Here is a 13,134-nt window from a genome sequence, read left to right as displayed (position 1 = left end):
TTCCAGCAGTCAGTACGGTCAGTAAGGTCAGAACAGTCGGAGCGGTCCGGATGCTGCGGAGGGTGATCGGACATGGCGGTGGCGCTCAGCTCTTCCCCCGCGAGGCGAGGAACGTCAGCAGCAGCTGGCGCTGGAGGTCGAACATGACCTTCCGCTCGTCCTCCTCCATGTGGTCGTAGCCGAGCAGGTGCAGGATCGAGTGGCAGGTCAGCAGCAGCATCTCCTCGACGGCGCTGTGCCCTGCCTCGGCGGCCTGCTTCGCGGCGACGCTCGGGCACAGCACGACATCGCCGAGCAGGCCCTCCGGCGCGGGATGCTCGGCGCTGCCGGGCGTGAGCTCGTCCATCGGGAAGCTCATGACGTCCGTCGGCCCCGGGAGGTCCAGCCACTGCACGTGGAGCTTCTCCATCGCGTCCTCGTCGACGAAGAGGATCGACATCTCTGTGGCCGGGTTGAGGTGCATCGACTCGAAGACGAAGCGGGCGCAGTCGACGAACTCGTTCTCGTCGACGACGTAGGTGGTCTCGTTGCGGATCTCGATGGTCATGTCTGGCAGCTCAGCTCTCGGTGCTCTGTGGTCGATGCTCTGTGGTGGGTCCTCGGCGACCGATCCGGGGATCAGGTCGCGGTGGAGGCGCGGTGGCGGGAGTCCCTGCTGCCGCCGGGGCGGATCTCCCAGCGACCGTACGCATCGACGATGTCGCTGACCAGGCTGTGGCGCACGACGTCGCGGGAGGAGAGCCGGCAGAAGGAGATGTCGTCGATCCCCGAGAGCACCTGCTCGACGACCCGCAGGCCGCTCTGCTGGGAACCCGGGAGATCGACCTGGGTGACATCGCCCGTGACCACCATGGTGGAGTTGAACCCGAGCCGGGTGAGGAACATCTTCATCTGCTCGGGCGTGGTGTTCTGCGCCTCGTCCAGGATGATGAAGGCGTCGTTCAGGGTGCGCCCGCGCATATAGGCCAGCGGCGCGACCTCGATCGTCCCGGCGGCCATGAGGCGCGGGATCGAGTCCGGGTCGAGCATGTCGTGCAGCGCGTCGTTGAGGGGCCGCAGGTACGGATCGATCTTCTCGTTGAGGGACCCGGGCAGGAAGCCCAGCTTCTCCCCCGCCTCGACGGCGGGCCGCGTGAGGATGATCCGGTTGATCTGCTTGCTCAGCAGCTGCTGGACCGCCATCGCCACGGCGAGGTACGTCTTGCCGGTGCCGGCGGGGCCGATGCCGAAGGTGATCGTCGAGGACTCGATCGTCTCGATGTACTTCTGCTGGCCCAGCGTCTTGGGCCGGATCGAGCGCCCGCGGGAGGACAGGACCGTGCGTGAGAGCACCTTCTCGAGCTTCTGTCCCGAGCCGCGGTCGTCGCCGTAGAGGTTCGCGGCGCGCTGCACGGCCTCGGTGGTGACGGCCTGGCCGGTTCCGGCGAGGTCGATGAGGCTGCGCATGATGTGCTCGGAGCGTCGCAGGGCGTCCTGGGTGCCGCGCAGGGTGACCTCGTGACCGCGCACATGAACATCTGTGTCGGGCACCGCGTCCTCGAGCGCTGCCAGTGCCTGATCGTTCTCACCGAGCACCTGGAACGGACTCAGATCGTCCGGGATCGCCAGTTTCCGCTCCAGCACCTCGGGGGCGCGGCCGGGCGTCGGGGTCAGGGCATCAGCCAAGATCCGTCACATCTCTCCTTCTGCGAGCGGCCCGCCCGCCAGGACGTGCGCGTGCACGTGGAATACGGTCTGTCCGGCATCCGCGCCGGTGTTGAAGATCAATCGGAAGTCACCATTGCCCAGGTCAGCAGCGATTGTGCCGCCGACGGAGGCGATATGCCCCAGCAGCTCCGGCTGGTCGACGAGCTCGAGCACGTCGCGGCGATGCTCGCGCGGGACGACGAGCACGTGCACAGGCGCCTGCGGAGACCGGTCGCGGAAGGCGATCACCTGATCGTCCTCGTGGACGCGGTCCGACGGGATCTCGCCGGCCACGATCCGGCAGAAGACGCAGTCCGGAACAGACGGTGCGGCAGCAGTGTTTCCCATAGCGGCAAGTCTACGGGAGCGAGTCTGCGCACATCCCGTTTGAGTGACCGAGCAGGGTATGAGAAGTTTTAACCATCATGACGAAACTTGGCATCATCATCAGCAGCGCCCGCCCCAACCGCGTCGGCGAGAAGGTGGCCCGATGGGTCGCCGATTCCGCCCGCGACCGGTTCGACATCGACCTCATCGACCTGCGCGATGTGGCCCTGCCGTCCTTCGACGAGCCCTCGAGCCCGAAGTCCGGCGCGGAGAAGACCACCGATCACGGACGCACCTGGGGCGAGCGGATCGCCGCCCTGGATGCCGTGGTGATCCTTACCCCGCAGTACAACGGGTCCTACCCCGGCGCCCTGAAGAACGCGATCGACTTCCTCTACGCCGAGTGGTCGGCGCTGCCCACCCTGCTCGTCGGCTACGGCTGGGGCGCCGCAGGCGAGGTGCTCCCGCTCCTGGAGGCACTCATGCGTCGACTGGACGCCGAGGTGATCGGCAGCATCGGCCTCGGCTTCCGCGAGGACCTCTCGATCGACGGCGAGCTGTTCGTCACCGCGGAGAAGACCGCAGCCCTCGAGGAGGCCTTCGCCACCCTCGAGCAGGAAGCGCTCGCTCCGATCGGCTGATCCGGCCTTCTTGTCTCCGGACCCCGTCGGCGCATCGGGTCGGCGGAGGTGCTCTCGAAATGATGGGGGCTCGATGGGGGCTCTCAGTGCCCCGGGCTCGCGTAGTACCTCGAGAGGTACCGGAAGACCGCGATCCCGCCGACGAGCACCAGCGGACCCACGACCGGTGAGAGCTGGGCGAGCCACAGCGGCACGACCAGCTCCTCGGCGTGGCCGAGCACGAGCGCGGCCGGGAGATAGGCCATGAACGCGAGCGGGAGCAGGAAGGTCAGCAGCCAGGCGCCCGCGGTGCCGAAGATCGTCATCGGATACGCACCGAAGTCCGTCAGCACCCGGTCGATGGTGTCCTTGACGCGCGTCGTGGGGCCCATCGTGAAGTCCAGTCCGGAGATCCCGATCTGCAAGCCGGCCTCGACCAGCCCGCCGCTGATCGCCGCGAGCGCCACGTACAGCACGATCCACGGGCTCCAGCGGATCTCGATCGACGTCGCGGCGACGCTCAGGATCGAGACCCCCAGCACGAGGTCCCCGATCGTCCCGGGGTTGAAGAAGCGGGTGAGCAGCTGCAGCAGCGGCGGTGCCGGGCGCAGCAGATAGCGGTCCCAGTCGCCGTTGCGCACCACCTGGGCGCTGGCGCGGTGCTGCCCGAAGTTGATGGTGCACACGCCGTGCGCTGTCAGCCGCAGCCCGTAGAGGAAGGCCACCTCGGCCACGTCCCATCCGGCGATGGTGCCGAAGGCCCCCAGCAGCACACCGATGAAGGCGAGCTGGGTGCCCTGGAGGGCGGCGCTGCCCAGGAAGGTGAGGATCAGGTTCATGCGGTGCACACGCATGCTGCGCCAGGTCGCCCCCAGCAGGATGCCGTAGGTGCGCCAGGTCGGGACCGGCCGCGCGAGGGACCGGCGGGAGCTGTGGTCCCTGGTCCTCAGGTTCTCAGCCACCGAAGATCACCAGCCGACGGATGGCTCGTCGCCACACCAGGGTGGCCAGGGCGAGCAGGATCGCGATCCACAGGGCCTGCAGCCCGATCGCCTGCACGGTGTGCCAGCCGGGATCTCGGTCCACGTAGATCGACAGCGGGACGAACACCTGGGCGGAGAACGGCAGCAGGGTGAGGATGCCGGTGAGCCAGTCGGGCATGAACCACAGCGGGATCAGAGCGCCCGAGGAGAACTGGGCGAGCATCCGGTAGATGAGGAAGGCGCCGCCCGTCTCCAGGGTCCAGAATCCGACGAGGCCCACGGTGAAGTTCACGATGAGGGCGATCGCGAACCCGAGGACCAGGGACAGCACGCACGCGAGGCCGGAGACCCAGGACCCCGGCAGGGCGATCGCACCGAGCGCCAGACCCACGACGAGCGCCGCGACCGCGGCCGGAAGCTGCGCGATCGTGCCGCCCAGCTGTCGGGCCAGTGCCACAGGGACGGCGGAGACCGGCCGCATGACGTCGAAGGCGATCGCCCCGGTGCGCAGCCTCCCCAGCAGGGAGTCGAACATGAACGGCTGGAACAGCGTGGTGGTCAGCACGCCGAGCACGGCATAGGTGACGGCGTCGACCTGGGCGACGCCCGCGACGTCCGCACGCCCTCCGTAGACGGCGGTCCACACGAGGTGCACGAGGACCACCTGGAGCACGCAGGCCACGATCCCGGTCCAGGTGGAGGCCCGGAAGGCGAACTGGGAGCGGGCCGCATGCCCCACCGAGGCCCGCAGGGCGACGCGGACCTGCGGGCCGGACAGCCGTTGGGCGGGGGCGCTCACCGCTGTCCCGTGCGGCTCGGGCCGGCAGCGCCCGGGCTGGCGGAGGCCGGGCTGTCGGCGGCCGGTTCGACCCCGCGGTCGGTGTAGATCCGACGGATCACGTCCTCGACGTTCGGTTCCCGGGAGGACAGATCCGTGATCTCCAGCGCGGCGGTGAGCCGGCCGATCGCCGCGGGGGCCGGGATCTGCGCCGGATCGAAGTGGAACGTCGCCCGCATCTCCTCCCCGACCGGGACCAGCTTGGTCAGCGTCAGGGCCTCGATCTCGACGGACTCCGGGATCTCGGAGGCGCTCACCTGGATCTCGCGGAAGGGCGCATAGCGGGCCCGGAGGCTGTCCAGCCCGCCGTCGTAGAGGATGCGGCCCTCGTCGATGATGATCACGCGCCGGGCGAGCTGCTCGATATCGGAGATGTCGTGCGTGGTCAGCAGCACCGTCGTCCCCTCCGCGCGGTTCTGCTCGCCGATGAAGTCGCGGATCCGGGCCTTGGCGACCACGTCGAGGCCGACGGTCGGTTCGTCGAGGTAGAGCACCGGCGGCCGGTACAGCATCGCGGCGACGATGTCCCCGCGCATCCGCTGCCCGAGCGACAGCGAGCGCACGGCGGTGTCGAGGAAGGGACCCATGTCCAGCAGGTCCACGAAGACGTCGAGCGATCGGCGATAGTCCTCCGGCGCGAGCCCGTAGAGCTTCGCGATCAGCTCGAAGGACTCCCTCAGCGGGAGGTCGGTCCACAGCTGGGTGCGCTGGCCGAACACGGCGCCGATGGTGCGGGCGTTGGTGCGCCGGTCCTTCCAGGGCACGATCCCCTCGACCTCGATGTGCCCGGACGTGGGCACGAGGATGCCGGTGAGCATCTTGATGGTGGTGGACTTCCCGGCGCCGTTGGGGCCGAGATACCCGACGATCTCCCCGTCATCGATGCGCAGCGAGATGTCGTCGACCGCCCGCGTGGTGATCTTCTCGGTGCTGACGAAGGACCGCAGACCGGCCCACCGGCCCTCGACCCGGCGAGGCCTGCTGAACTCCTTGACCAGGTTCTCGGCGGGGATCATCGTCGTGAGTCCGTCGCGTTCGCTGCCGAGGATCGGGCACGGAGCGGTTCGAGAGGGCACATGGGGAACCACCCTACACACCGGTGGCGCACGTCACAGGGCACATGCCGGTCACACACCGCGACTCCGCAATCCATCGCACTGTCGCGCCCTACCTCGACATCGCAACCCACCGCGATGTCGCGCCCCACCTCGATGTTGCCCCCTATCTCGACGTCGCCACCCACCGCGATGTCGCACCCCACCGCGACACGGCCATGCACGTCGCCGACTCCTCAGGAACGTGCCGCTCCGGACACGAATCGAGGGTCTCGGTAACGGTGAGCAGCGTGTCGCCGACGGTCAGCGGCATGTCTCCGACGGTGGGTGCCTCTGCGTCGGTGCCTCGGCGGTGGCGGCGGCCGCGTCGACGGCGACTTCGGCGACAGGCGCTGCGGTGGCTCCGGCGGCGACTTCGGCGACAGGCGCTGCGGGGGTTTGGTCAGCCCCAGCGGCCGAGGAGGCCGCTGAGCACCGCGAGAGCGGCGGGCCCGGCGGTCGAGGAGCGCAGCACCTCAGGGCCCAGCAGCACCGAACGGGCTCCGGCCTCGCGCAGCGCGTCGAGCTCCTCGGGGGCGATGCCGCCTTCGGGGCCCACGATCACGACGATCTCCTCGACCCCGTGCTCGCTCGCGGCCCGCAGCTCGTCGGTGAGCTCCATGAGACCCACGGACTCCTGCTCGTGGAGGACCAGCACGAGGGTGCCGGCGGCGGAGCGCTCACGCAGATCGGCGACGAGCTCGCGGGTCGTGACAGGGGCGTCGACCGCGGGGATCCCGGGCCGACGGCACTGCTTCACAGCGGCCCGTACCGTGCCGGTCCAGCGGGCACGCCCCTTGACGAGCTTGTCGCCCCGCCACACCGAGACGGAACGCCGGGCGATCCACGGCACCACCCGGTCCACCCCGAGCTCGGTGGCGGATTCGACGGCCTGCTCGTCGCGACCGCCCGTCGCGAGCGCCTGCACGAGCGCCAGCCTCGGCAGGCGCTGGACAGCAGGCGACGGCTCCTCGAGCAGACGCAGGTCGAGGGCCTCCTTGCGGGCCACGGTCACCTCGGCGAGCACCTGGCGACCCGGACCGTCGGTGAGCAGGATCTGCTCCCCCACCCCGATCCGGGCCACCTTGGCGGCGTGCTTGCCCTCGTCCCCACCCAGGGTCAGCGTGTCGCCCTCGCGCGCCGTCTCGAGAGCGGCGTCGAGGATCAGGAACCCGGGCGGGGTGGTGGGCATATCAGCGCCTCAGAGGTCGCGCAGGCGGTCGCGGAGCTTGGCGAAGGGACCGTGGCCCTTGCGCCGTGTGGTCTCGTCGCCGCGCAGGTCCGCGAACTGCTGGAGCAGCTCACGCTCCTCGTCGCTGAGCGTCGTGGGCACGGCGACATCGAGCACGACGCGCACGTCGCCGCGGCGCTCGCGGCGCAGCGGGGTGACGCCGAGGCCCTTGAGGGTGATCTCGTCCCCGGGCTGAGCGCCGGGCTTCACATCGATCTCCTGGGTGCCGTCGAAGGTCTCCAGCGGGATGGTCGCGCCGAGCGCCGCCGAGGTCATCGGCACGGCCATGGTGATCACCAGGTCCTCCCCGTCACGCACGAACATCTCGTGCTCGGCGACGGCGAGCTCCACGAAGAGGTCACCGGAGGGGCCGCCGGCCTCACCGGTCTCGCCCTCGCCGCGCAGCTGGATCCGGGTGCCGTTCTCGACGCCGGAGGGGATGCGCACGGTGACGGAGCGTTCGGACGGTGTGCGGCCGTGGCCGGAGCAGCCGGTGCAGGGGGTCTCGATGACGTCGCCGTGGCCCTCGCAGGTGGGGCATGGCGCCATGGTCACCATCTGGCCCAGGAGTGACTGGGCGACGCGCTGGACGTGGCCGCTGCCGTTGCAGGCCGTGCATCGGGTGGGGCTGGTGCCGGGCTCGGCGCAGGCACCGTGGCAGTGCTCGCAGAGCACCGCGGTGCGGAAGGAGACCTCCTTCTCGGTGCCGAAGACCACGTCGCGCAGGTCGATCTTCACCCGGCGCAGCACATCTCCGCCACGGCGCTGGCGGGGCACGGGGCCCTGGTTGCGACCCCGCATGCCGGTCGCCCCGGCGAACATGTCGAAGATGTCGTTGACGTCGAATCCGGCTCCGCCTCCGAAGCCGCCGAATCCGCCGCCACCGCCCATGCCGGGGCCGCCGCCCATGTCGTACTGGCGGCGCTTGTCCGCGTTGGACAGGGTCTCGTAGGCCTGGGAGACCTTCTTGAAGCGCTCGGAGGCCTCGGGGTCGGGGTTGACGTCCGGGTGGAGGGTCCGGGCGAGCTTCCGGTACGCCTTCTTGATCTCCTCGGTCGAGGCGTCGCGGGAGACGCCGAGGAGCTCGTAGTAGTCGTCGTTCACGGTGAAGGATCCTTACCGGGGAGTCGGGGCGCCCGGGGCCGCGGCAGGCGGCGGACGGGCACGGTCAGTGATGGATGCTGTGGGGTCCTGCGGGGAGCCGGGGCGCCATGCGTGCGCGCCACCGGGTCATTCGAGATAGCGCGACACGTACCGGGCGATGGCCTGCACGGTCGAGATGCCGGCGACGTAGTCCATGCGGCTGGGCCCGAGGATCGCGAGGTGCGATCCTGCCCCGTAGCCGGCGCCCACGAGCGCCGCCTGGTGCAGCGCCTGATCGCGCAGCTCCGATCCGATGCGCACCTCGACCGCACCGGGTGAGGCATGCATCTCGGTGAACAGACGCATCAGCACCAGCTGCTCCTCCAGGACGTCGAGCAACGGCTCCACGTCCCGGGCGAAGTCCTGGGCCGAACGGGCGATGTTGGAGGTTCCGGCCAGCATGATCCGGTCCTCCGCGCGGGTCGCGGCCAGGGCTGCGAGCGCCTCCGCCACCTCGGTGGCAGCCGCCCGGTCGACGAGCGGCAGGGTCTCGCAGAGATCCGTCAGCGGGCGCTGCAGGTCGGTGACCTCACGCCCGGAGACGGCCCGGTTGAGCTGATCGCGCAGCTCGGCGTAGAACTCGGTGGGTCGGGGTGAGAGCACCGGGACCGTGCGCTGGTCGACCCGGCCGGATTCGGTGATGAGCACGACCAGGAGCAGGGAGTCGGCGACCTTGACCAGCTCGACGTGACGGATGCGGGCCTGGCGCCGCGCCGGGTACTGCACCATGGCGACCTGCTGGGTCAGCTGCGCCATCAGACGCACGGTCCGGCCCAGCAGCTCCTCGACGTCGCCGGCGTCCTCCAGCAGCGTCCGGATGGCCCGGCGCTCGGGGGCCGACAGCGGCTTGACGGTCGCGACATGGTCCACGAAGGCGCGATACCCCTTGTCGGTCGGGATCCGGCCGGCCGAGGTGTGGGGCTGATGGATCAGCCCCTCCTCCTCGAGCGAGGACATGTCGTTGCGCACCGTCGCCGCGGAGACGCCGAGCTCATGGCGGTCCAGCAGCGACTTGGAGCCGACGGGCTCATGGGTGGAGACGTAGTCCTCGACGATCGCGCCGAGGATCTGCAGCTTCCGGGCGTCCGTGTCCCTCACCTCCCTGCGTTCCGTCGATGATTCGGGTCTCGTCCGACGGGGCTGACCGCAGCCACCGGGACCGCTGGCACTTGCCCGCGCCGAGTGCCAATCGTACGCGTCCCCGGCGATGCTCGCGGAGAGGTGTTCGCCACGAGGGTAAGGTGTCGCGCGTGCCTGCAGCATCCGATCACTTCCCCGACCGGTACGGCCACGACGTGCTGTCCTCCGGTCCCCCTGCCCATCACCGTCGCCGCCCGGTGGCCCGCGAGGTCCCCGCGCAGCGCGATCTCGTCGTCGAGGAGGCCTCGACCGGGTTCACCGGCGCCATCACCCGGGTCGAGAAGATCGCCGGCGAGATGATCGTCGAGCTCGAGGACGGCCGGAGGGCCCGACGCACCTTCCCCCTCGGACCCGGTTTCATGATCGACGGCGAGCCCGTCGTCCTCACCCGCGCCGCGCCCCGTGCGCAGGCGCCGGTGCGCAAGCGCTCCGCGAGCGGATCGGTGTACGTCGAAGGCGCCACCGCACGCACCGCCCGCGCCTCACGGATCTGGGTCGAGGGCACCCATGACGCAGAGCTCATCCAGAAGGTCTGGGGCCATGACCTGCGCATCGAGGGCATCGTCGTCGAGCAGCTGGAGGGTGCGGACAACCTCGTCGAGCGGGTCCAGGAGTTCGGCCCGTCGGCCGGGCGTCGACTCGGGATCCTCGTGGACCACCTGGTCCCGGGCTCTAAGGAGTCCCGCATCGCCGCCGAGGTCATGAAGCTGGGCGGCGCTCGAGGCAATGTCGCGGTGCTCGGCCACCCCTATGTCGATGTCTGGCAGGCAGTGCGCCCCGCGCGCGTGGGGCTGCGGGAATGGCCGCACATCCCCAAGGGGACCGACATCAAGGTCGGCTCGCTCGCCGCGCTCGGCTGGCCTCATGCGGACAAGTCCGACATCGGGCTGGGCTGGAAGCGGATCCTGTCCACGGTGCGCTCCTATGCCGACGTCGAACCGTCGCTGTCCGGCCGGATCGAGGAGCTCATCGACTTCGTGACCGTGGACCCTGCCTGATCCTGCCAGACCCGGTCTGCACCGATCCGACGCACCGCACCCGGGGGAAAACCCCCAGGTGATCCGGTGGTCCACTCCCGTGATCCCTCGTGATCGGCTCGTTAGGCTGTCTGCATCAGCCAGCGGTCGACCCCCGAGGCCGGCCCCGTCGAAGAAGGAATCATGAGCCAGACTCCGCACCCGCACGATCCGTTCGGCAACGAGCCCAGCGCCGACGTTCCCGAGCAGCCGGCCGCCTCCGCCCCGTACTCCGAGGACCAGGCGAGCCCCACCTCCGACCCGGCCCTGCACCCGCACGACCCCTTTGCCGCGAGCGCCCAGCCCGCAGGTGCGTCCGCCCCCTCTGCCGGCTCGGCGGCCTCGGCCGCTCCGGGTCCGTACGGCCCCGGCTCAGCAGGACCGCAGTGGTCCGCTGCGGAGCCCTCCGCCGCCTCGCCCTACGGCGCGCCCGCCCCGTCCGCCGACGGCGGCAGCGCCCAGGATCCCTACGCCACGTCAGCCGCCGGGGCCGGCCCGGGCCAGCACGGTGGATACGCTCAGCAGGGTGCGTACGGTCAGCAGCAGGCCCCGCAGGCCGGCCCGCAGAGCACCGATGTGCCGCCGCCCGGCACGAAGGGCGTCTACGAGGGGCAGCTCTCGGGCCCGGGCCTCAACGACTCCGACACCCGCATGTGGGCGATGTTCTCCCAGCTCGCCGTCACGCTCGGCCACGTGGTCAGCTGGGGCTTCCTCGGCTGGGTCGGGCCGCTGATCATCTTCCTGGTCTACAAGGACCGCAGCCGCTTCGTCCGCTTCCATGCGGCGGAGGCCCTCAACGGGGCGATCACCGTGCTGATCGCGCAGGTCGTGCTCAGCATCGTGCTGGGCATCTTCGCGATCGTCACTCTCGGGATCGGTTCGCCTCTGCTGGCCCTCGTGCCCGTTCCGGCACTGGTCCAGTTGATCTTCTCGATCCTCGGCGCCGTCAAGGCGAACCAGGGTCAGTGGTGGAGCTACCCGTTCAACCTCCGCCTGGTGAAGTGACCAGCCGGCCGGTCTGACCTGCACCCGAAGCACCGACGAGGGCCCGACGATCCATCGATCGTCGGGCCCTCGTCCGCGTCCGGAGCTCGGTCAGCTCGCCAGGGACGGCTCAGGGCACGAGGTCCCGGATGACGGCGTCGGCCAGCAGGCGACCCTGGCGGGTGAGCACGGCGCGGCCGGCGGCGAGGGCGTCGGCGTCGAGGTGGCCGCGGTCGCGGTGCACTGCCAGCTGGGGACGGGTCTCCTCGGGGACCTCGTCCACGGACAGGCCGTCCACGATCCGCAGCTCGAGCATGATCCGCTCGAGCAGACGGTCCTCGTCGGAGAGGACTTCGGAATCCGCGACCGGGAGGGAGCCGTCGGTCATCGCCGCCGCATAGCGGCTGGGATGCTTCAGGTTCCAGGCGCGCAGCCCGTCGCGATGGCGATGCGCGCCGGGGCCGATCCCCCACCAGTCCCGGCCGCGCCAGTAGGCGAGGTTGTGGCGGGACCGCTGCTCCTCGGTGCGGGCCCAGTTGGAGACCTCGTACCAGGAGAGCCCGTCGGCCGACGCGAGGTCGTCGACCAGCTCGTACTTGTCGGCCATATCGTCCGGATCCGGCGCTTCGAGCTCTCCGCGCCGCAGCTGACGCGCCATCGCGGTGTTGCCCTCGATGATCAGCGAGTACGCGGACATGTGGTCCACGCCGCAGGCCAGCGCGGCCTTCACGGAGGTCTCGACATCGGCGAGCGTCTCCCCCGGCGTGCCGTAGATGAGATCCAGGCTGACCGACAGTCCCGCCTCGCGGGCCCAGGCCACGGCCTGGGGGACCCGCTCGGGATCGTGGGTGCGATCCAGGGTGCGCAGCACCGAGGGCACGGCGGACTGCATGCCGAAGGAGACCCGGGTGATGCCGCCGTCGGCCAACCGGGACAGCGAGGCACGGGAGACCGAATCCGGATTCGCCTCGGTGGTGACCTCGGCGTCGTCCGCGAGCGGGATGAGCGTGCGCAGGTGGCTGAGCATCGCGACGAGATCATCGGCGGGCAGCAGCGTCGGGGTGCCGCCGCCGAAGAAGACCGTGGAGACCTGGCCGTAGTCGTAGCCGGCGGCGCGATCGGCCGCGAGCGTCAGATCCATCTCCCGCATCGCATTGGCGGGATACTCGGCCTGGGAGCCGCCGCCCCCGAGCTCGGTGGCGGTATACGTGTTGAAGTCGCAGTACCCGCAGCGCACGGCGCAGAACGGGACGTGGATGTAGACGGAGAGATCACGCCGGGCGGGCCCATCGGTCTGTGCGGTCATCGCTCCCCCGCCAGATGCCGGTTCGCGCGCGCCTCGAGCTCACGATGCAGCGCCACGCCGCTGGTGCGCGACCAGGAGTCCAGAGCGCGGCTGAGCTCCCGGTCCCGGGCGCCCCCGTAGGCCCCGGCGGCGCTGACGCCGTGCCCCGGGGTCAGCTCGACAGTGGCCGGATCCCCGGCCGAGACCTCGCCCGGCACGAGCACGCGGAAGTAGACGCCGGTGCGGCCGCGACCGTGGTACCGCGCACGGAAGTCATCGGTGCCCATCCAGCGCTGGAAGGTCATGCACGGAGTGCGCGGGGCGGTCACCTCGAGCAGGGCGGTGCCCACGCGCAGCCGCGCACCGATCTCGAGGTCGTCGACGGCGAGCCCCTCGATCAGCAGGTTCTCCCCGAGGGAGCCCGCAGGCACCTCGCGGCCGAGCTCCGCGGCCCAGTGGGCCGGCTCAGCGGCATCCACCGCGTAGACGGCCTGATCGGGCCCGCCGTGGTGGGCGCGGTCGGCCTGGACATCGGCGTAGAGGCCGAGCTCTCCGATCTGCACCGGGCCGTCGACCGGACGCTTGTCGATCGCCGTGGTGCCCACGCCGCCCGCATCGGGATGCAGCGCGGAGACGACGCAGACCGCGGCGACGCTGCCGGCGTCACCGACGGCGAGGGTGGCCACCGGCTCCGTGGACGAGGGAATCCTGGTCACGAGTACCTCCTGAGGCGGGACAGGGTCCGGTGGGGGCTGGGCTCCCCGTCGGTCCTCACTTCTTCGTGGAG

The 13,134-nt window shown here is 70.4% G+C and carries 14 protein-coding genes; 3 read left to right on the top strand and 11 right to left on the bottom strand.

Annotation, left to right across the window (positions count from 1 at the left end):
* Positions 1–85: 85 nt before the first annotated feature.
* From ybeY to ACT3T5_RS04325, 3 genes are all read right to left on the bottom strand, one after another.
* Positions 86–547 carry an rRNA maturation RNase YbeY gene (ybeY, locus tag ACT3T5_RS04335; protein WP_444576950.1) on the bottom strand — a complete coding sequence of 154 codons (462 nt, stop codon included), beginning with the start codon at positions 545–547 and terminating at the stop codon, positions 86–88.
* Between the two features lie 71 nt (positions 548–618).
* Positions 619–1,665: a PhoH family protein gene (locus tag ACT3T5_RS04330; protein ID WP_444576951.1), complete on the bottom strand. Its 1,047-nt coding sequence runs from the start codon at positions 1,663–1,665 to the stop codon at positions 619–621.
* 6 nt (positions 1,666–1,671) lie between these two features.
* Positions 1,672–2,034: a histidine triad nucleotide-binding protein gene (locus ACT3T5_RS04325; RefSeq protein WP_444576952.1), complete on the bottom strand. Its 363-nt coding sequence runs from the start codon at positions 2,032–2,034 to the stop codon at positions 1,672–1,674.
* Between the two features lie 77 nt (positions 2,035–2,111).
* Between ACT3T5_RS04325 and ACT3T5_RS04320 the strand changes: the two genes are divergently transcribed.
* Positions 2,112–2,654, top strand: a complete 543-nt coding sequence (locus tag ACT3T5_RS04320) for an NADPH-dependent FMN reductase (protein WP_444576953.1) — start codon at positions 2,112–2,114, stop codon at positions 2,652–2,654.
* An 83-nt stretch (positions 2,655–2,737) separates the two neighbouring features.
* Here ACT3T5_RS04320 and ACT3T5_RS04315 read toward each other — a convergent pair whose 3' ends face one another.
* The 6 genes from ACT3T5_RS04315 to hrcA form a co-directional block, all read right to left on the bottom strand.
* Complete coding sequence (locus tag ACT3T5_RS04315; protein ID WP_444576954.1) at positions 2,738–3,595, bottom strand: ABC transporter permease; 858 nt, start codon at positions 3,593–3,595, stop codon at positions 2,738–2,740.
* Positions 3,588–4,415, bottom strand: coding sequence for an ABC transporter permease (locus tag ACT3T5_RS04310; protein ID WP_444576955.1), 828 nt, complete (start codon positions 4,413–4,415; stop codon positions 3,588–3,590). The genes ACT3T5_RS04315 and ACT3T5_RS04310 overlap by 8 nt, the downstream gene beginning before the upstream one ends.
* Positions 4,412–5,470 (bottom strand): ABC transporter ATP-binding protein, encoded by a 1,059-nt coding sequence (locus ACT3T5_RS04305; protein ID WP_444593695.1) that lies wholly within the window; start codon positions 5,468–5,470, stop codon positions 4,412–4,414. The genes ACT3T5_RS04310 and ACT3T5_RS04305 overlap by 4 nt, the downstream gene beginning before the upstream one ends.
* Positions 5,471–5,951: 481 nt before the next feature.
* A complete protein-coding gene (locus tag ACT3T5_RS04300; protein WP_444576957.1) occupies positions 5,952–6,740 on the bottom strand; it encodes a 16S rRNA (uracil(1498)-N(3))-methyltransferase in 789 nt (262 codons plus the stop codon).
* A 9-nt stretch (positions 6,741–6,749) separates the two neighbouring features.
* Positions 6,750–7,883: a molecular chaperone DnaJ gene (gene dnaJ, locus ACT3T5_RS04295; RefSeq protein WP_193117567.1), complete on the bottom strand. Its 1,134-nt coding sequence runs from the start codon at positions 7,881–7,883 to the stop codon at positions 6,750–6,752.
* Positions 7,884–8,009: 126 nt separating this feature from the next.
* A complete protein-coding gene (gene hrcA / locus ACT3T5_RS04290) occupies positions 8,010–9,020 on the bottom strand; it encodes a heat-inducible transcriptional repressor HrcA (RefSeq protein ID WP_444576959.1) in 1,011 nt (336 codons plus the stop codon).
* 143 nt (positions 9,021–9,163) lie between these two features.
* Between hrcA and ACT3T5_RS04285 the strand changes: the two genes are divergently transcribed.
* Together ACT3T5_RS04285 and ACT3T5_RS04280 are read left to right on the top strand one after the other, a co-directional pair.
* Positions 9,164–10,060 carry a DUF3097 domain-containing protein gene (locus ACT3T5_RS04285; protein ID WP_444576960.1) on the top strand — a complete coding sequence of 299 codons (897 nt, stop codon included), beginning with the start codon at positions 9,164–9,166 and terminating at the stop codon, positions 10,058–10,060.
* A 162-nt stretch (positions 10,061–10,222) separates the two neighbouring features.
* Positions 10,223–11,083 carry a DUF4870 domain-containing protein gene (locus ACT3T5_RS04280; protein WP_444576961.1) on the top strand — a complete coding sequence of 287 codons (861 nt, stop codon included), beginning with the start codon at positions 10,223–10,225 and terminating at the stop codon, positions 11,081–11,083.
* Positions 11,084–11,192: 109 nt separating this feature from the next.
* Here ACT3T5_RS04280 and hemW read toward each other — a convergent pair whose 3' ends face one another.
* On the bottom strand, positions 11,193–12,368 hold the full coding sequence (gene hemW / locus ACT3T5_RS04275; protein WP_444593694.1) for a radical SAM family heme chaperone HemW: 1,176 nt from the start codon (positions 12,366–12,368) through the stop codon (positions 11,193–11,195).
* The gene (locus ACT3T5_RS04270) at positions 12,365–13,063 is read right to left on the bottom strand and encodes an MOSC domain-containing protein (RefSeq protein WP_444593693.1); all 699 of its coding nucleotides are present in this window, start codon (positions 13,061–13,063) and stop codon (positions 12,365–12,367) included. Before ACT3T5_RS04270 ends, hemW begins: the two co-directional genes overlap by 4 nt.
* Positions 13,064–13,134: the final 71 nt, after the last annotated feature.

Origin of the sequence: Brachybacterium sp. AOP3-A1-3, from assembly GCF_052378285.1 — a bacterium.
In the GTDB taxonomy this organism is placed as follows: Bacteria; Actinomycetota; Actinomycetes; order Actinomycetales; family Dermabacteraceae; genus Brachybacterium.
Note: the sequence above shows the minus strand (reverse complement) of the source record. Positions and strands in the feature narration are given on the sequence as shown.